The sequence below is a fragment of the Pigmentiphaga sp. GD03639 genome (assembly GCF_029845405.1).
Classification (GTDB): domain Bacteria; phylum Pseudomonadota; class Gammaproteobacteria; order Burkholderiales; family Burkholderiaceae_B; genus Pigmentiphaga; species Pigmentiphaga daeguensis.
This window is the reverse complement of record NZ_JAOCLR010000006.1, coordinates 60,213-78,596: the sequence shown is the minus strand read 5'-3', so window position 1 is coordinate 78,596 and position 18,384 is coordinate 60,213. Positions and strand designations below refer to the sequence as shown.

Genomic DNA, 18,384 nt, shown 5'->3' with positions numbered 1-18,384 from the left:
GCACGCCATGACCATGATCTATCCACGCATACTCGTGCTGGGCGGTTCGGGCTTCATCGGCAGCCACCTGGTCGCCCGCCTGGCGGCCCAGGGCCGCAAGCTGCTGGTCCCGACCCGCCGCTACATGAGCGCCCGCCACCTGCTGCCGCTGCCCACGGTGGACATCGCCCAGGCCGACCTGTCCGACGACGCCACCCTGAACCGCCTGGTCCAGGGGTGTGACGCGGTCATCAACCTGATCGGCACGCTGCATGGCGAGCGCGGCACGCCCTACGGCAAGACTTTCCGCAAGCTGCACGTCGAGCTGCCGGAACGCCTGGCCCGGGCCTGCGTGGCGCATGGCGTGACCCGCATGCTGCACATGAGCGCGCTGGGCGCGGATTCCCACGGCGCCAGCATGTACCAGCGCTCCAAGGGCGACGGCGAGACCGCCGTGCGCGGCGTGTTCGATGCCTGGCCCCAGGGCGCGCTGACCATCTTCCGGCCGTCGGTGGTATTCGGCCCCGACGATCGCTTCCTCAATACCTTCGCCGCACTGGCCCGCTGCTTCCCGGTGCTGCCGGTGGCGGGCGGGTCGGCGCGCCTGCAGCCCATCTACGTGGGCGATCTGACCGAAGCCATGGTCAACGCACTGGGCGACCATCGCACCTACGGCAAGACCTATGCCGTGGCCGGGCCGCAGGCGTATACGCTGCGGGATCTGGTCGAGAAGGCCGCCGCCTGGAGCGGCCATCCCCGCCGCGTGCTGCCGCTGCCCATGGGCCTGGGCAAACTCCAGGCCGCCGCCATGGAGATGCTGCCCGGCACGCCGCTGATCACGCGCGACAACCTCGATACCCTGACGCGGGATGCGGTCCTGGACGGGCCGCTGGCGCCGGAACTGGGCATCCACCCCAGTTCGCTGGAAGCGCTGGCGCCCGATTACCTCGGTCAGGGCGAACACACGCGCTTCGACATGTTCCGCATGCGCCATGGCCGACGCTGACCTCGCCCGGCCGGCGCCGGGTCCCGACCCGGCCACCGACGGACTCGAGGTCTTCGTCGTGGGCGGCGCCGTGCGCGACGCTCTGCTGGGCCTGCCCGCAGGCGACCGCGACTGGGTGGTCGTGGGCGCCACGCCGGAACAGATGTCGGCCCGCGGCTTCGTGCCCGTGGGCGGCGACTTCCCGGTCTTCCTGCATCCGGCCACGCGCGAGGAATACGCGCTGGCCCGCACCGAACGCAAGTCGGGGCGCGGCTACAAGGGCTTCACCTTCCACACCGGCCCCGAGGTCACGCTGGAGGACGACCTGGGCCGGCGCGACCTGACCGTCAACGCCATCGCCCAGACGCCCGACGGCCGCCTGATCGACCCCTACGGCGGCCAGGACGACCTGCGCGCCCGGCGCTTTCGCCACGTCGGCCCGGCCTTCGCCGAAGACCCGGTGCGCATCCTGCGGCTGGCGCGCTTCGCGGCCCGCTTCCACGACTTCGAGGTGGTGCCCGAGACCCTGGCGCTGTGCCGCCGCATGGCCGCCGAGGGCGAGGTCGACGCCCTGGTGCCCGAACGCGTCTGGCGCGAGCTGTCGCGCGGCCTGATGCAGGAGCGGCCTGCGCGCATGCTGCAGGTGCTGGCCGACACCGATGCGCTGCCGCGTGTCGCGCCCGGCCTGGCGGTGGATGGGCAATTACTGGCCGTCCTGGACCAGGCCGCCGACGCGGGGCTGCCGCTGGCCTCGCGCTACGCCCTGCTGTGCTCGGACAGCGCCGACCCGGCCGGATTGGGCAGGCGGCTGCGCGCCTCGAACGACTGCAACGACATGGCGCGCCTGCTGCAACTGGCCCTGGCCGAACTGCCGCGCGCGGGCCGGGACCCCGAACGCGTGCTGGCCCTGCTGGAACGCGCGGACGCCCTGCGCAAGCCCGAGCGTTTCGAACAATTGCTGGCCGCCGCGCAACAGCGGATGCCGGTGGACGCGGCGCAGTGGACGGCGTGGCGGGATACGGTCAGGGCGGTCGACGCCGGCGCCATCGCCGCCCGGCACGCCGACCGGCCCGGCGGCATCCGCGAGGCCGTGCGGGCCGCCCGGCTGGCGGCATTGGGCGGCACTTAAGCGGCACTTAAGACAGCGCGGCTAACGTGGCAGCGTTGCCACGTGGATGCCCGCCATGTCTCTTGCCATGCCCCGCCCCGACGACCCGGCCGCAGACACCGGCCCGGCCCCCCGCGACATCCGCGGACAACTGCGCCTGGGCGCCACATGGCGGCTGCTCAAGCCCTACTGGATATCCGGCGACCGCAAGGCGGCGCTCGGCCTGCTGGCCCTGGTCGTCGGCCTGAACCTGGCCCTGGTGGCCGCCAACGTCTGGCTGACCAACTGGAACCGCGTCTTCTACAACGCCCTGGAAGCGCGCGACTTCGCGGCGTTCAAACTGCAACTGGCGCACTTCTGCGCAATCGCGGCGGCGTTCATCGTCATCGCCGTCATGAAGCAGTTCTACACCATGATGCTGGAGATGCGCTGGCGCACCTGGCTGACCGGGGAATGGCTGCGGCGCTGGACCTCGGGGCAGGCGTACTACCGGGTGGAGCAGTCGCACGGCGCCGACAACCCCGACCAGCGCCTGGCAGAGGACCTGCGCACCCTGGCCAGCACCAGCCTGACGCTGTCGCTGGGGCTGCTGAACTCGGTGGTGACGCTGCTGTCTTTCGTCACGCTGCTGTGGACCATATCGGGGCCGCTGGTCTTCGCGCTAAGCGGCCGGACCATCGCCATACCCGGCTACATGGTGTGGTTCGCCGTGCTGTATGCCGCCGCCGGATCCTGGCTGACCCACAGGATAGGCAAGCCGCTGATCGGCCTGAGCTTCCGCCAGGAGCAGACCGAGGCGGATTTTCGCTACGCGCTGATGCGGCTGCGCGAGAACGCCGAGGGCATCGCGCTGTACGGCGGCGAACCCGCCGAGCGTGCGGGGCTGCATGGGTCTTTCGGCCACATCCGCGAGAACTGGCGCTGGCTGATGGTCTACACGCGCCGGCTGGTGTTCGTGAACTCCGGCTATGGGCAGGCGGCGATCGTCTTTCCGCTGATCGTGGCCGCCCCGCATTATTTCTCCGGCGCCATCACGCTGGGCGTACTGATGCAGATCGCCTCGGCCTTCGGCCAGGTCCAGGGCGCGCTGTCGTGGTTCGTGGACGGCTATGCCTCGCTGGTGGGCTGGCAGGCCGCCGCCAACCGCCTGCTGGACTTCCAGTCCGCGCTGGGGGCGGCCGAAGCCGAGCACGCGGCGCGCGATGGCCTGCGCGGCATCGCGCTGTTCGACCGCGAAGATACCCGCGCGCCGGGCGCCATCGCCGCCAGCGCATTGGTGCTGGCCCTGCCCGGCCGGGGCGGGGGGCGGACACTGACCGAGCCTTTCTCGATGACGTTGCGGCCGGGCGAACGGGTGCTGGTGACAGGCCCCTCGGGCGCGGGCAAGAGCGTCCTGTTCCGCGCCATGGCCGGCATCTGGCACTACGGCCGGGGCACCATCGAACGCCCCGCCGCCGCGCGCATCCTGTTCCTGCCGCAGCGCAGCTACGTTCCCGCCGGCACGCTGGCCGCCGCGCTGGACTATCCCTCGCCGCCCGGCACCCACGACGACGCCACCCTGGCCGCGCTGCTGCGCGATTGCCGGCTGGAGCGCCTGGCCGGCCTGCTGCAACGACGCGACAACTGGGGGATGCGGCTGTCGCCGGGCGAGCAGCAGCGCCTGGCCTTCGCCCGCGCCATCCTGCAGCGGCCCGACTTCCTGTTCCTGGACGAGGCGACCTCGGCGCTGGACGAGGAAACCGAGGCCGCCATGTATGCCCTGCTGGTCGAGCGGCTGCCGCGCGCGGCCATCGTCAGCATCGCCCACCGCAGCACGGTCGCCCGCTGGCACGGCCGCCACCTGCGCTACCGTCCCGTCCATGCGGCGGGAGATGGGCCTCGCTACCTGCCGGCCGACGAGGCGCTGCCGCGCCCAGCCTAGGCCCGCTCACGCCGCATCCGCGCCCGCGTCCCTGGCCTGGGCCGCCACCCGCTCGAACGCCGCCCTGAGCACGCCCAGCGCCGGCTTGTCGACATCCGCCCGGCGGCACACGAAGGCGATCTGCCGCCGTGGTCCGCCCCGCCCCAGCGACAGCTCGCGGAAGCGGTAGGCCTTGCGCAGCGGGTCGTAGGGCTGCGGAATGATGGACACTCCCAGCCCCGCCGAGACCATCGCGATGATGGCATGGCTGGACAGGAGATCGATACGGCTTTTCATGCGCGGATGCAGGCGGTGCACGTATTGCGCGGCAATGCGGCCACCCGTGGAAGTCTTGTCGAAGCGTATCCAGTCGTGGCCGCGCAGCAATTGCTCGACCGTGTCGCCCCGCGCGTCGGGCGGGGCCACCAGCACCATGGTCTCGTGCATCAACGTCTGCCAGTGCAACCGGCTCGATCCGCCCGACTGCGGCCGCACCAGCACCGCGGCGTCGATGGCGCCGTCCCGCAGTTCGCCCAGCAGCCGCTCCGAGCGGCCCCGGGCCAGGTGCACGTCCAGTTCGGGATAGTCCGATTGCAGCACCTTCATCGCCATGGGCAGCAGCGTGGCCTGGATGGAATCGATGGTGCCCAGCGCGACCTTGCCGGACACCCGCGTCTGGCGCCGCGCGCGCAGGGCCTCCAGCGATTCCAGCGTGCCCTGGACCAGCGCCGCGAGTTCGTGCGCGAACGGCGTGGGACGGGCCTGGCGCGCCGCGCGGTCGAACAAGGGCTGCCCGAAATGCTGCTCCAGGTACTTGATGTGCTGGCTGACCGCGCCCGGGGTCAGGTTCACTTCCTCGGCGGCGGCCGCGAAAGTGCCCCGGCGCAGGACGGCGCAAAGGGTTTGCAGGAATTCCAGTTTCATTAGATTTCCTAAACAGACGCATCACGAAAAATCGCTTTTCGTAGTTTATCGAGTGTCTAGAATCCGTTGGATAACCATGACAGGAGACACCCGTGAAGACCGTCCCGCCCGCCGCTGCCCTGCCCCTTTTCCGTCCCGGCCGCCGCGCGACCTGCCTGGCCGCGATACTGGCCTGCGCCGGGCCGGCGCAGGTGCTGGCCCTGGAAGCCTTTCCCGCCCGGCCGATCACGCTGATCGTGCCCAATCCGCCCGGCGGCTCCAACGACGTGTTCGCCCGCGCGATCGGCAAGCGCCTGGGCGACGCGCTGGGCCAGCCGGTGGTGGTGGACAACAAGGCCGGCGCGGGCGGCAGCGTGGGTGCGGGGCTGGCGGCGCGCGCGCAGGCGGACGGCTACACGCTGCTGTTCGTGTCGTCCACCTACACCACCAATGCCGCCATCCAGACCAATCTGCCGTTCGATCCGGTGCACGCCTTCACGCCGGTCGCCATGGTGGCCAAAGGACCGATGATCCTGACGGTGAACAACGAGCTGCCCGTCAAGACGCCGCAGGAGTTGCTCGCGCGGGCGAAAAGCCAGCCGGGCAAGCTGAACTACGCCAGCTCGGGGGTAGGCAGCATCAACCACTTCGCCACGCACCAGTACGCCCAGGTCGCGGGCGTGCAGATGACGCACGTCCCGTACAAGGGCATGGCGCCGGCCATCAACGACCTGATCGGCGGACATATCCAGGTGCTGATCGCCAGCGGCCCGTCCATCCTGCCCTCCGTGAAGGCGGGCAAGGTGCGCGCGCTGGGCGTGACCAGCGCCACGCCCTCGGCGGTGGCGCCCGGGCTGGCGCCGCTGGCCGCCAACGGCGCGCCGGGCTACGAATCGGGGCTGTGGTGGGGCATCCTGGCGCCCGCTGGCACGCCGGCCCCGGTCGTGGCTCGCCTGAACACCGAGATCAATCGTATCCTGGGCCAGGACGAGATCAAGGACCTGCTGCTGCGCGAAGGCGCCGAGCCCGACCCCAAGACGCCGGACGCGTTCGGCGCCCAGTTGCGGGGCGACATCGAGCAATGGCGCCGTATCGCCCAGCAGGCGAACATCAAGGCGGAGTGATGGCATCGTTGAAGCAACGCGGTTATGAACCCGGCGCGGGCGGTCCGCTGTCGGACGTACGCATCCTGGACCTGTCGCGGCTGGTGGCGGGCAACACGCTCACCCAGGTGCTGGCCGACTTCGGCGCCGACGTGGTCAAGGTGGAAAGTCCGGACGGCGACACCCTGCGCGCCTGGCGCACCCAGGACGTGGACACCAACTGGAAGCTGTACGCGCGCAACAAGAAAAGCCTGGGCCTGGACCTGCGCCAGCCCGCGGCGCGCGAGCTGCTGCTGGAACTGGCGGCCTCGGCGGCGGTGCTGGTCGAGAGCTTCAAGCCGGGCGTGCTGGAGGCCATGGGCCTCGCGCCCGACGTACTGCTGGCGCGCAATCCGCGCCTGGTCGTGGTGCGCATCTCGGGCTGGGGCCAGACCGGACCCTATCGCGGCCGGCCCGGTTTCGGCACGCTGGTCGAGGGCATCTCGGGCTTCGCCGCCATGAACGGTTTCGCCGACCGCGAACCCGTGCTGCCGCCCATGTACCTGGCCGACACGGTGGCCGGGCTGTACGGCGTGGCGGGCCTGCTGATCGCGCTGCGCGAGGTCGAGGTCAACGGCGGACAGGGACAGGTGATCGACCTGCCCCTGCTCGACCCGCTGTTCGCGGTGCTCGGCCCGCAAGCCGCCAACTACCGCCTGACCGGACGCATCAAGCCACGCACCGGCAGCCGCTCGACCAACTCCGGTCCGCGCAACGCCTATCTGTGCAAGGACGGCCTGTACGTGGGCCTGTCGGCCTCGACCCAGAAAATGGCCGAGCGCCTGTTCGTTTCCATCGGCCGGCCCGACCTGGCCGCCGATCCCCGCTACCGCACCAACGCCGACCGCGTGCGCCATGCCGAGGAACTCGACGCCATCATCGGCGCCTTCATCGCGCGGCGCACGCAAGCCGAGAACGTCCGCTTCTTCGAAGAGGCGCAGGTCACCATCGGCCCCATCTACGACATCTCGCAGATCGTGGACGATCCGCACTTCGTCGACCGCGAGATCCTGGCCGACTATCCCGATCCCGATATGGGCGCCTTCCCCATGCATCACGTGGTGCCGCGCATGAGCGGCACGCCCGGCGCGATCCGCACACCGGCTCCGGCCATCGGCCAGCACAACCGCGAGGTGCTGGCCGCGCTGGGCGTGGACGACGGGCGCTACCAGGCACTGGTGCGGGACGGCGCCGTGCACCAGGAAAACGAGGACCGTTGACGGTCCCGCCTTCAAGAGACCCGCCATGCGCAGCAAACTCTTCGTTCCCGGCTCCCGCCCCGAACTTTTCGCCAAGGCCCTGGCCGGCGACGCCGATGCGCTGTCCTTCGACCTGGAGGACTCGGTGCAGCCCGATCGCAAGCACGAGGCGCGCGCGGCCGTCGCTGCCTTTCTCGCGTCGTCGGCCGCCGGCACCGGCAAGCGCATGGTCGTGCGCATCAATGCCTGGAATACGCCGCATTTCGGCGCCGACCTGGACGCGGTGGCGCTGCCGGCGCTGGACCTGGTCAACCTGCCCAAGGCCGAATCCCCCCGAGCCATCCAGGCCACGGCGCAGCGGCTGGACGAGATCGAGCGCGCGCGGGGCATTGCCCGGCCGATCGGCATCCTGGTCAACATCGAGACGCCCGAGGCCCTGGCTCGGGCCGCGGAACTCGCTGGCTCCCATCCGCGCGTGGCGGGCCTGCAGGTCGGACTGGGCGACCTGTTCGAAGACCTGGGCGTCGACCGGCGCGACAGCGCCGCCGTGCACCACGTCCTGCTGGCCATACGGCTGGCCGCCGGCCGGGCCGGCGTCTGGGCCTGCGACGGCGCCTATGCCGACATCGCCGACCGCGCGGGCTACCTGGCCGAGGCGCACATGGCCCGGCGGCTGGGCTACGTGAGCAAGAGCTGCATCCACCCCAGCCAGGTGGCGATGGCCAACGAGGCGTTCCGGCCCACGGACGAGGAAGTCCGGCACGCGGCACGGGTACTGCAGGCCGAGCAGGACGCCGCGCGCGCCGGCCTGGGCGCCTTCACGGTGGACGGCCGCATGGTGGACGCGCCCTTCATCCGCCGCGCGCGCGCCATCATGGACACGGCACGCCGCCTGGGCCTGGCGACCGCCTCCTAGGGCCTGTTCACGCTAAAAGGCGCCCGCACGGGCTCTAGAGCGTATGGCTGCGGTCGCCCCGGCCGAAGCCCGACAGCGGCCGGTCCAGGCCGCGGCCCACGGCCAGCACCTTGAACAGCTCGCCCATCTCGGCCGGCGACAGCAGTTTCTGCACCGGCGCCACCGCCTGCGCATAGGCGGCCGCGTCCGCCGGATCCAAGCGCGACAGCAGCTCCATCAACCCGGCGTTCATCAGGAAGCCGGCCTGCGAGGCATAGCCCAGCACCTCCAGCCCGCCCTCGGCCGCCGCCTCGGCCATGGCGGTGAAATCGACGTGGGCGGTGATGTCCTGCACGCCCACGGCGACGAGCGGATCGGCGTGCGCCACGTGCCGCAGGTGGCACATCAGCGTGCCCTCCATGCGCTGCGGGTGGTAGTACTCGGCGCGCGAGAAGCCATAGTCGATCAGCAGCGCCGCGCCCGCCCGCAGCCACGCCCCCATGCCGCGCACGAAGGCCTCGCCCCGCGGGTTGATCTCGGACACGTAGCCCGGCAGCGGCGGCATTCTCGATGAAACGGCCTCGGCCAGGTCGGCCGGCGCGGCGCGGTCCCGCCAGACGAAGCGCGCGTTCTCGTCCAGGGCCACGCCGCGCTCCGCCAGGCCGCCTTCGGTCCAGCGGAACAGCCGCACGGGCATGGCGTCGAGCACCTCGTTGGCCACCACGCAGCCGGTAAAGGCGGCCGGCAGCACATCGAGCCATGCCACACGGTCGCCGTAGGCGGCCAGCCGGGCGCGCTGGCGATCGCGCAGGTCGGCCGAGACCTCCACGATGCGGTAGCGCGCCGCCACGCCCAGTTCGTCCAGCGCCGCCAGCATCCCCGCCGCCAAGGCGCCGGTGCCGGCGCCGAACTCCAATACCTCGATGCCGCCGCAGGCCTCGAGCACCTCGGCCACCTGGCGCGCCAAGGTCTGCGCAAACAGCGGCGTCAGCTCGGGCGCGGTCACGAAATCCCCGGACGGATGCCGTCCCCCTTCGGCCAGCTTGGCGCTGCCGGCGGCGTAGTAGCCCAGGCCGGGCGCATAAAGGGCCTGCTCCATCCATCGATCGAACGGCAGCCAGCCTCCGGCGCCGCGTATCTGCGCGGCAAGATGGTCGGCAACCAGGCGGGAATGGGCGCTGGACGCGGGGTCGAGATCGGGAAGCTTGCTCATGCCGCCATTTTCCCATGACTGCGCGCCGCAACCGGCGGACTGCCTTGCGAATACCCACTTGTAGGGATCCCGCCCCTGCGGCGGCGCTGATAGGCTGATCCGTCCCTCGTACGAACCAGATCCCATGGATAGACGTCATTTCCTGAACACCGCCGCCGCGAGCGGCATGCTGGCTTGGCTGTCCGGCTGCGGCGGCAGCGGCGCCATCGTGGCCGACCAGATCGAGTACCGCTACGGCCTCGACATGCTGCCCCAATCCCCGGCGATCGATCCCGACCTGCTGGCCTCGCCCACGCCGGGCCAGAGCTTCTCGGTATCGGTCATGATCGGCGATGCCCCGCAAGCCGGCGTGCAGGTACAGGTCTACGACGTCCGCGACATCCTGGTGGACAGCGGTACCACCGATGCCGCGGGCACATTCGTGTCCACCGCGGAAGGCCGCAATTTCCTGGTGGCCGTGGCCGACACCGCCCAGGGGCGGCTGTACGGGTTCGAATACAACTTCGGGACGAAGATCCAGCCCGTGATCGACGTCAACCTCCTGCCGACCGTCCTGGCCAGGCTTTACGAGCGCACCCGCCTGTCTCCGGCCGGCATCGATTTCGTGATGAAGAAGTTCTTCGGCGTCGACGCCTGGATCCTGCTGTCGGACCTCGGCCCGACGGGCAGCGCGCTGGACCAGGCCAGGCTCGCGCACCGCGCCCAGGCTTCGGGCCTGGGGCTGCAAGGCTACCTGGACGCGCTCGTCGACGGCATGGCCCAAGGCATCGCCGACGGCTTCGCCACGAACTACGACACGCTGTCCGGCTACGGCGCCCGGCGTTCCGCGCGATCGGCGGCCGGGGCGCCGGACGAATGCGGCGGCACGCCACGGTACGACGACCTCATCGACGAAAACATCCCCGACGAGTTGAAGGAGCTGGTCAACCGCCACTGGACCAAGGCCGCCAAGTGGGCCCTCGGCTTCGCCGTCAAGAAAGGCGCGAGCGCCATCGGCGTGCCCATCATCGGCACCGTGGGCGACCTGATCCTGGAGCAGCTTTTCCCCTCCTCCGACCCCGTCAAGGAAACCCTGGCGGAAATCAAGGCGCAGTTGCGCGACCTGTCCGCCAACATCCAGCAGATCCTGCAACGGCTGGACAAGGCAGAGTTCAATCGCAGCTTCGACGAAGTGCGCAGCGTATTCAACGCCTTCGACGCGATCTCCATCTCGATAAACCGCACCTCCGGCAACTACGAGCGCGGCGCGATTTCGCTGGAAGACTACTCGGCCGACATGCTCAGGCACTGCAACGACCTGGTGGCCCGGGACGCGCAACTGGTCGAAGCCTACAACCGCTTTGTCGGCCTGCGTTCATTCCTCGATGCCGGCGTGCTCACCCGCTGGATGGAGTACATGGGCAAGGGCCGCTATTACTCCGCCCTGGTGCAGAAGCAATACACCGACCTGCTCGATTACTTCCAGCAGTGGAACACCCTGTGCTACGCCTACCTGATCAATGCCCATGAGTCGATCGAGAAGCTCACCGGCAAGAAGGTCAACGCCGCGACCGTGCTGCGGCTGAACCAGTTGCTGGAAGCCTCCGCCATCAACCTGGAAAAGCTGCGCCCTCGGTACCTGGGCAGCCGCCGCCAGCTCATCGATCTGCGTCACGGCCTCACCTGGGTTGGCCGCTGCACGGCCACCGACCAGGTGGATGCCATGATGCCCGCGGCGCAGAGCCAGGCATTCCGGCTGCCCGGCCATCTCGACCTGCCCAGGGAGATGCGCAACACCTACGTCGATCCGTGCTCGCCCGACGACATGCCGCCCGGATGGTCGGCGGCCATCGGCGAAGACCTGATCGCCCGGTTCTCCTGGCGGCTGCCCAGCGCGGCCGAGCTCAACAGCTCGTTCGCCACCGTCATCCGCGAGCGCTACGGCAAGGCATTCAACTTCCAGACTTTCGCCGACGAGTTCAATCTATTCGACAGCACCGGCTTCTGCCGCGTGTCCCAGCCCGCCGTACCCATCGACGCCGTCGTGCTGCGAGACCCCATCGAGGGCGCGGGCCGCCGGCCCGTCGATGGCGGCAGGGGCTTCCAGCTGAGCCTGTACGACCTGGGCAAGCTGGCCTCTTACAAGCGGACGGCCTATGCGCAACCGGACAGCGGCCGGTTGCTGGGCGGCGAATACTATTTCTTCCCCGTGGCCGACATACCGCAGGAAACCCTGGCCAAATACCTTCCCTGGTCCGTCTATCAGGCGGCCGAGGACCTGAACCTGTAAACCCCCCGCCTGCTCCCCCGGCCCTGGCCGGGCGGAGAGCGCGGCCAGGCGGCTCCTTGCTAAAATCCCTGTTTTGCCGCCTTTCCGGACCCGACTCGCCATGCGCGAAGCGCGCCCTTCCTCTTCCCGCCCCGTCGTCCTGGTCACCGGCGCCGCCCGCCGCATCGGCCGCGAAATCGCGCTGGCCTTCGCCCGCGCAGGCTGGGACGTGGCCGTGCACTATGCGACCTCGCGCGACGCCGCGCTGGAAACCTGCGATGCCCTGCGCGCCCTGGGCGTCCGCGCCGAGGCCCATGCCTGCGACCTGGCCGACCCGGCCGCCGCCGAAACGCTGGTCCCCGCCGTCCGGACAGGATTCGGACGCGTGGACGCGCTGGTCAACAATGCCTCCACCTTCGAATACGACGACGTCGCCTCGTTCGACACCCGGCTGCTCCAGACCCACCTGCTGCCCAACCTGGTGGCGCCCGTGATCCTGGCGCGCGCGCTGGCCGCCGACGTGGCGCGGCGCGGGCCGGATGCCCGCGGGGCGGTGATCAACCTGCTGGACCAGAAGCTCTGGAACTACAACCCGGACTTCTTCTCGTACACGCTGAGCAAGGCCGCCCTGGAAGCCGCCACGACCATGCTGGCCCAGGCGCTGGCGCCGGCGGTGCGGGTGGTGGGCGTGGCGCCGGGGCTGACCATGATCAGCCACCTGCAGACGCCCCAGCAGTTCGCGCAGACCCATGCGATGTCGCCGCTGGGCCATGCCAGCCACCCCGAGGACATTGCCCAGGCGGTCCTGTTCGCGGCGCAGAACCGCTCGATCACCGGCACGACGCTGCTGGTGGACGGCGGACAGCACCTGGTCGGCTTCGACCGCGACTTCAGCATGATGAACCCGCCGGCGGGCAACGCCGCCGGCCAGACTTGAGTGGAACCATGGGCACACGCCGCATTTTCTTCAACCGCCTGGCCATCGATGCCCAGATCGGCATACTGGACCACGAACGCGGCGCCACCCAGCCCCTGCACGTGGACGCCGAGATCGACCTCGAGGGCGTGGACATGCCGGCCCATGACGGCATCCAGGAAGTGCTGGACTATCGCCGGCTGCGCGAGTGCATCATCGACGAGTGCACGCGCACCCACGTCAACCTGATCGAAACCCTGTGCGACCGGCTGGCCGCGCGGCTGCTGGCCCAATTCCCCGAGATCCGCGACGTGCGACTGCGCGTCGCCAAGCCCCAGGCCTTCGCCGACTGCGCGGCCGTCGGCATCGAGGTGTCGGCCACCCGGGCCCCCGGGGACGGCGCGCAGCGCCATGGAGCGCCGACATGAACGCCATCGTATCGCCCCTTCCGGATACCGCCGACGCGGGCCGCGCGCGGCTCAAGCAGGAACGCGAGCGCAACAAGCTGGAAAAACGGCTGATGCGCGAGGCCGGCCGCGCCATCGGCGACTTCAACATGATCGAGGCGGGCGACCGCGTAATGGTGTGCCTGTCGGGCGGCAAGGACTCCTACGGCATGCTCGACATCCTGCTCAAGCTGCGCGAGCGGGCACCCATCGACTTCGACATCGTCGCCGTCAACCTCGACCAGAAACAGCCCGGCTTCCCGGACGACGTGCTGCCGCGCTACCTGACCGAACTGGGCGTGCCCTTCCACATCGAGACCCAGGACACCTATTCCATCGTCACCCGCATCATTCCCGAGGGCAAGACGATGTGCTCGCTCTGTTCGCGGCTGCGGCGCGGCATCCTGTACCGCGTCGCCGACGAACTGAAGGCGACCAAGATCGCGCTGGGCCATCACCGCGACGACATACTGGCCACGTTCTTCATGAACATGTTCTACGGCGGACAGTTGAAGAGCATGCCGCCCAAGCTGGTGTCGGACGACGGCCGCCACACGGTGATCCGGCCGCTGGCCTACATCAAGGAAGACGACCTGGTCGCCTACGCGCAATGGAAGGCCTTCCCCATCATCCCGTGCAACCTGTGCGGCTCGCAGGAAAACCTCAAGCGCAAGGAAGCCGGCCGCCTGATCGACGAATGGGAACGGGCCTTCCCCGGGCGGATCGAGAACATCTTCAACGCCCTGTCGCGCGTGACGCCCTCGCACCTGCTCGACCGCGGCCTGTTCGACTTCGCCAACCTCCGGCCGACCGGCGTGCCCGACCCGGAAGGCGACACGGCCTTCGACCACGTCGATCCGCAACCCTCGTCCGCCAGCGCATGCGGCGACGAGACCGGCGAACCCCTGGCCGAACGCACCGTGCGCTTCTTCCGCGACGGCGCCACGCATTGAACGCCACGCCGGTCCTGGAGGCCCGAGGCGTCGCCCGCCGCTTTCCCAACGGCGTGGACGCCCTGTCGCCGATCGACCTGACCGTGCGCGCGGGCGAGTTCGTGACCTTGCTGGGCCCGTCCGGCTGCGGCAAGACGACCCTGCTGCGCATCTTCGCCGGGCTGGATATGCCCACCGCCGGCACCCTGCGGCGGCACGGCGACGTCGACGACCTGTCCTACGTGTTCCAGGATGCCACGCTGATGCCCTGGGCCTCGGTGGCCGCCAACGTGCGGCTGCCGCTGGACCTGGAACGCGGCCCGCGCCGTCTGCCCATGCAAGCGCGGCGCGGCCGGGTGCGCGAGGCGCTGGAACGGGTGGGGCTGGCCGATTTCGACACCGCGCGCCCCAGCGAGCTGTCCGGCGGCATGCGCATGCGCGTGTCCATCGCCCGCGCGCTGGCGACCGAGCCCAGCCTGCTGCTGATGGACGAACCCTTCGGCGCGCTGGACGACATCACCCGCCAGCACCTGGACGATGAACTGCTGGGCCTGGCCGCGCGTCAGAAGCTGACCGTGGTGTTCGTGACCCACAGCATCTTCGAGGCCGTCTACCTGTCGAGCCGCGTCATCGTCCTGTCGCGCCGGCCCGGCCGCATCGTGGCCGACATTCCCATCGAGGCCCCCACCCGCGACGCCGCCTTCCGCGTCTCGCCCGCCTTCGCCATGCAGGCCGCGCGCCTGCAGGCCGCGCTGCTGGAGGGACAGCGATGAACACCTGGCTGCGCCTGGGCGCCCCTGTCGTGGTCGCGCTGATCGTGATCGCGCTGTGGCAGGCCCTGGTGCGCGCGTTCGACGTCCCCGTCTACCTGGTGCCCGCACCGATGGACGTGGCCCAGGCACTGGTGCGGGACTGGGACCTGCTGTCCGGCTCGCTCTGGGTCACCCTGGAGATCACCGGCCTCGCGCTGCTGGCCGCCACCGTGCTGGGCGTGCTGCTGGCCTTCCTGTTCGTGCAGAGCCGCGTCATCGAAGCCAGCCTCTTCCCCTATGCGGTGCTGCTCCAGGTCACGCCCATCGTGGCGGTCGCGCCGCTCATCATCATCTGGGTCAAGCACACCCTGGTGGCGCTGACCCTGTGCGCCACCATCGTCGCGATCTTCCCCATCATCAGCAACACGGTGCTGGGACTGCGCAGCATCGACCCCGGCCTGCTCGACTTCTTCCGCCTGAAGCGGGCCAGCCGCTGGCAGATCCTGTGGCGGCTGCGCCTGCCCTCGGCCCTGCCGGCCTTCTTCGGCGGCCTGCGCATCGCCTGCGGCCTGGCCCTGATCGGCGCCGTCGTGGCCGAATTCGTCGCCGGCACCGGCGGCTCGCAAACCGGCCTGGCCTACCAGATCCTGCAGGCCGGCTACCAGATCAACATCCCCCGCCTGTTCGCCGCGCTGCTGCTCATCACCGTGGCCGGCGTGGTGCTGTTCGCGGCGATGACGCTGTTGTCGCGCGTCGTGCTGCGGGGCTGGCACGAGATGCGGTAGCGGCCCCATCTGGCGACCCTCGCCCGTCCCCGGTACCATGCAACACCACCGCATTCCGTTACCCGGAGCCCGCCCATGCGTCCCTCCCACGCCCTAATCCCCTCCCTGCTGGCCACCCTGGCCCTGGCCTTCCAGGCCCACGCCCAGGCCCCCGCGCCGGCCGACAAGCTCGTCTTCGGCTCGAACTGGTACGCCCAGGCCGAACACGGCGGCTTCTACCAGGCCCTGGCCGAAGGCACGTACAAGAAGCACGGGCTGGACGTCACCATCAAGATGGGCGGCCCGCAGATCAACGTGCTGCAACTGCTGCTGGCCGGCCAGTACGACGTCGCCATGGGCGACGACCTGCAGACCTACAAGGCCGTGGAACAAGGCCTGCCGCTGGTCACGGTGGCCACCACCTTCCAGCAGTCGCCCACCGTCCTGGTTTCCCACCCCGGCCCCAAGACCCTGGGCGACTTGAAGGGCAAGACCCTGTACATCGGCCAGGCCAGCGAAACCACCTACTGGCCCTGGCTCAAGACCAAGTACGGCTTCACCGACGCCCAGAAGAAGCCCTATACCTTCTCGGTCCAGCCCTTCCTGGTGGACAAGAACTCCGCCGTGCAGGGCTACCTGGCGTCCGAGCCCTACACCATCGAGACCCAGGGGGGCTTCAAGCCCACCGTGTTCCTGCTGGGCACCTACGGCTACCCCCCGTATGCACAGACCATCGTGGCCACCAAGTCGGGGCTGGATGCGAAGAAGGACGCGATCCGCCGCTTCGTCGAGGCCAGCGCCGAGGGCTGGAAGAGCTACCTGAAGAATCCCGCCCCCGGCAACGCGCTGATCCTGAAGGACAACCCGCAGATGACGAAGGCGCTGCTGGACTACGGCGTCAAGGCGCTGCGCGACGCGCGGCTGGTCGACGGCGGGGACGCCAGGACGCAGGGCCTGCTGACCATGACCGACGCGCGCTGGAAGAAGACCTATGAATTCATGGTGCGCGAGAAGCTCTTGAGTCCCAAGGTCGATTACCGGTCGGCGTTCACGACCGACATCGTCGACCAGGTCCATGTGCTGCCCTGAGCCGCGCGGCGTTCCGGCGCGGACCGGCCATGCATAGCGACGAGCTCGACTGCTTCTACCAGGTCGCCCTGTGCGGCGGCATACGCAAGGCTTCCGAGCGGCTGGACCTCGCGCCCTCGGTCGTGAGCCGGCAGATCGGCCGCCTGGAATCGGAACTGCAGATCAAGCTGTTCGACCGCAACAGCCGCAACATGACCCTGACGCCGGCGGGCCAGGTCTACCTGAACTACGTCGAGAGCCTGCGCCAGAACCGCAAGCTGGTGCTGGAGGAACTGGACGCGCTCAAGGGACTGCGCACGGGGCATGTGAAGCTGCGCACGATAGAGGGCCATGCCGCCGAACTGGCGGCGTCCACGATCGCGACCTTCCGCCGGCAGTACCCCGGCATCACCTTCGAGCTTGCCATGGATGGCAGCGACCAGATCATGGCGGCCATCGAGGCGGGACGGGCCGACATCGGCATCGCCCTGTCGCCGCGCGCGGCCAGCGCGGTCGAATGTGCCGTCCGCCTGCCTGCGCCGCTGTGCGCGGTGGTCTGGCCCGGCCATCCCCTGGCCGGACGGGCCTCGGTATCGATGGCCGAGCTGCTGGCCTATCCGCTGGCGCTGCCGCCGCCGGACACCGGCATCCGGCACCTGCTGGACGCGGTGGCCCGCGTCGAAAAGCTGGAGCTGACGCCAGCCCTGGTCACCAGTTCGATCGCGGCGATGCAGGCCTTCGTGCGCGACCAGGGCGGCGTGGCGATCCTGCTGGGCCTGTCCCTGAGCCGGCAGGGGCCCGGCGCCGAGGTGGTCGGCGTACCCTTGTCCGACCCGCTGCTGGGCCGCACCGCGCTCGAGATCTGCGTGCTGGGCAGGCGCCGGCTGACGCCGGCGGTCAACGCCTACCTGCGCCACCTGCGCGCCCACGTCGAGGGCGGGAACAGGCCCTAATCCAGCGTCACGCCGGCGCGCTTGATGAAGCCGCTCCACTTCTCGGTGTCCTTGCGGACGAACTCGGCCAGCTCCTGCGGCGAGCTGGTCGCCAGTTCCGCGCCCTGCTCGGACAGGCGGCGCATGACTTCCGGCGACTGCAGGCTGGCCACCACGGTATCGTGCAGGACCTTGACCACCGGCTGGGGAATGCCGGCCGGCCCCATCACCGCGTACCACAGCGAAGCATCGAAGCCCTGCAGGCCCGCCTCGGCCAGCGTGGGCAGCTCGGGCAGCACCGCCGAGCGCTTGGGCGTGGTCACCCCGATGGCGCGCAGCGCGCCGCTGCGGATGTGGGGCAGCATGGTGGGCAGGCTCTCGAAGGCCATCTGCACGCGGCCGGCCAGCAGGTCCACCACCGCCGGCGCCGTGCCCTTGTACGGCACGTGCGCGGTCTGCACGCCGGCCAGCTGGTTGAACATCACGCCCGACAGGTGCTGGATGGAACCCGCGCCCACCGACGAGAAGTTCAGCTTGTTCGGGTTGGCCTTGGCGTAGGCGATGAGTTCCTTCAGGTTGTGCGCCGGCACCGAGGGATGGATGACGAGCACGTTGGCCACGGTCGCCACCAGCGTGATGGGCGTGAAGTCCTTGACCGGATCGTAGGTCAGCTTGCTGTAGATGGCCGGGGCCGTCGCATGCGTGGCGGCGCTGGCCAGCGTCAGGGTGTAGCCGTCGGGCGCTGCCCGCGCGACCTGGGCGGTGCCGATGGTGCCGGTGGCGCCGGGCCGGTTCTCCACGACCACGGGCTGTCCCAGGCGGCTGGCCAGTTGCTCGGCCAGCGCGCGCGACAGGATGTCGTTGCCGCCGCCCGCGGTCCACGGAGATATCCACTGGATGGGCTTGGCCGGGTAGGACTGGGCGCTGGCGCCCTGCCAGCCGAGCAGGCCCGCCGCGAGCAGGATGAAAGCGGAGAGTTTCCTTGCAGGATTCATGATGGGT

17 protein-coding genes are annotated in these 18,384 nt (G+C 69.9%); 14 read left to right on the top strand and 3 right to left on the bottom strand.

Features of this window, described 5'->3' with window-relative positions; translation table 11 throughout:
- Positions 1 to 7: 7 nt before the first annotated feature.
- The 3 genes from N5K27_RS08355 to N5K27_RS08345 all read left to right on the top strand — a co-directional run bounded on the left by N5K27_RS08355 (position 8) and on the right by N5K27_RS08345 (position 3,993).
- A complete protein-coding gene (locus N5K27_RS08355; protein ID WP_242621310.1) occupies positions 8 to 985 on the top strand; it encodes a complex I NDUFA9 subunit family protein in 978 nt (325 codons plus the stop codon).
- Entirely contained in the window at positions 972 to 2,093 is a 1,122-nt protein-coding gene (locus N5K27_RS08350) for a CCA tRNA nucleotidyltransferase (RefSeq protein ID WP_130355820.1), read from the top strand. Before N5K27_RS08355 ends, N5K27_RS08350 begins: the two co-directional genes overlap by 14 nt.
- Before the next feature lie 67 nt (positions 2,094 to 2,160).
- Positions 2,161 to 3,993 carry an ABC transporter ATP-binding protein/permease gene (locus N5K27_RS08345; protein WP_279815929.1) on the top strand — a complete coding sequence of 611 codons (1,833 nt, stop codon included), beginning with the start codon at positions 2,161 to 2,163 and terminating at the stop codon, positions 3,991 to 3,993.
- Between the two features lie 6 nt (positions 3,994 to 3,999).
- Here N5K27_RS08345 and N5K27_RS08340 read toward each other — a convergent pair whose 3' ends face one another.
- Positions 4,000 to 4,896 (bottom strand): LysR family transcriptional regulator, encoded by an 897-nt coding sequence (locus N5K27_RS08340; protein ID WP_279815741.1) that lies wholly within the window; start codon positions 4,894 to 4,896, stop codon positions 4,000 to 4,002.
- A gap of 92 nt (positions 4,897 to 4,988) precedes the next feature.
- Between N5K27_RS08340 and N5K27_RS08335 the strand changes: the two genes are divergently transcribed.
- The 3 genes from N5K27_RS08335 to N5K27_RS08325 are packed head-to-tail and all read left to right on the top strand — an operon-like array spanning position 4,989 to position 8,132.
- Positions 4,989 to 5,999, top strand: a complete 1,011-nt coding sequence (locus tag N5K27_RS08335; RefSeq protein WP_279815740.1) for a tripartite tricarboxylate transporter substrate binding protein — start codon at positions 4,989 to 4,991, stop codon at positions 5,997 to 5,999.
- Positions 5,999 to 7,237, top strand: coding sequence for a CoA transferase (locus N5K27_RS08330; RefSeq protein ID WP_279815739.1), 1,239 nt, complete (start codon positions 5,999 to 6,001; stop codon positions 7,235 to 7,237). Before N5K27_RS08335 ends, N5K27_RS08330 begins: the two co-directional genes overlap by 1 nt.
- Positions 7,238 to 7,262: 25 nt before the next feature.
- Positions 7,263 to 8,132 carry a CoA ester lyase gene (locus tag N5K27_RS08325; protein ID WP_087838725.1) on the top strand — a complete coding sequence of 290 codons (870 nt, stop codon included), beginning with the start codon at positions 7,263 to 7,265 and terminating at the stop codon, positions 8,130 to 8,132.
- 34 nt (positions 8,133 to 8,166) lie between these two features.
- Here the strand turns inward: N5K27_RS08325 and N5K27_RS08320 are convergent, their stop codons facing one another.
- Positions 8,167 to 9,324, bottom strand: coding sequence for an SAM-dependent methyltransferase (locus N5K27_RS08320; RefSeq protein ID WP_132979553.1), 1,158 nt, complete (start codon positions 9,322 to 9,324; stop codon positions 8,167 to 8,169).
- A 124-nt stretch (positions 9,325 to 9,448) separates the two neighbouring features.
- On the opposite strand from N5K27_RS08320, the gene N5K27_RS08315 reads away from it, so the two are divergent.
- From N5K27_RS08315 to N5K27_RS08280, 8 genes are all read left to right on the top strand, one after another.
- Positions 9,449 to 11,593, top strand: coding sequence for a hypothetical protein (locus tag N5K27_RS08315; RefSeq protein ID WP_279815736.1), 2,145 nt, complete (start codon positions 9,449 to 9,451; stop codon positions 11,591 to 11,593).
- 100 nt (positions 11,594 to 11,693) lie between these two features.
- Complete coding sequence (locus tag N5K27_RS08310; protein WP_132979551.1) at positions 11,694 to 12,509, top strand: SDR family oxidoreductase; 816 nt, start codon at positions 11,694 to 11,696, stop codon at positions 12,507 to 12,509.
- Positions 12,510 to 12,517: 8 nt separating this feature from the next.
- A complete protein-coding gene (folB, locus tag N5K27_RS08305; protein WP_087838732.1) occupies positions 12,518 to 12,916 on the top strand; it encodes a dihydroneopterin aldolase in 399 nt (132 codons plus the stop codon).
- Positions 12,913 to 13,887, top strand: coding sequence for a tRNA 2-thiocytidine(32) synthetase TtcA (gene ttcA, locus N5K27_RS08300; protein WP_087838733.1), 975 nt, complete (start codon positions 12,913 to 12,915; stop codon positions 13,885 to 13,887). The genes folB and ttcA overlap by 4 nt, the downstream gene beginning before the upstream one ends.
- Positions 13,884 to 14,639, top strand: coding sequence for an ABC transporter ATP-binding protein (locus tag N5K27_RS08295; protein WP_279815733.1), 756 nt, complete (start codon positions 13,884 to 13,886; stop codon positions 14,637 to 14,639). Before ttcA ends, N5K27_RS08295 begins: the two co-directional genes overlap by 4 nt.
- Positions 14,636 to 15,403 (top strand): ABC transporter permease, encoded by a 768-nt coding sequence (locus tag N5K27_RS08290; protein WP_087838735.1) that lies wholly within the window; start codon positions 14,636 to 14,638, stop codon positions 15,401 to 15,403. Before N5K27_RS08295 ends, N5K27_RS08290 begins: the two co-directional genes overlap by 4 nt.
- 75 nt (positions 15,404 to 15,478) lie before the next feature.
- On the top strand, positions 15,479 to 16,471 hold the full coding sequence (locus N5K27_RS08285) for an ABC transporter substrate-binding protein (protein ID WP_279815732.1): 993 nt from the start codon (positions 15,479 to 15,481) through the stop codon (positions 16,469 to 16,471).
- Positions 16,472 to 16,500: 29 nt separating this feature from the next.
- Positions 16,501 to 17,403, top strand: coding sequence for a LysR substrate-binding domain-containing protein (locus N5K27_RS08280; RefSeq protein ID WP_279815730.1), 903 nt, complete (start codon positions 16,501 to 16,503; stop codon positions 17,401 to 17,403).
- Here N5K27_RS08280 and N5K27_RS08275 read toward each other — a convergent pair.
- Complete coding sequence (locus tag N5K27_RS08275) at positions 17,400 to 18,377, bottom strand: tripartite tricarboxylate transporter substrate binding protein (protein WP_279815728.1); 978 nt, start codon at positions 18,375 to 18,377, stop codon at positions 17,400 to 17,402. The two genes, N5K27_RS08280 and N5K27_RS08275, sit on opposite strands and share 4 nt — an antisense overlap.
- Positions 18,378 to 18,384 lie beyond the last annotated feature (7 nt).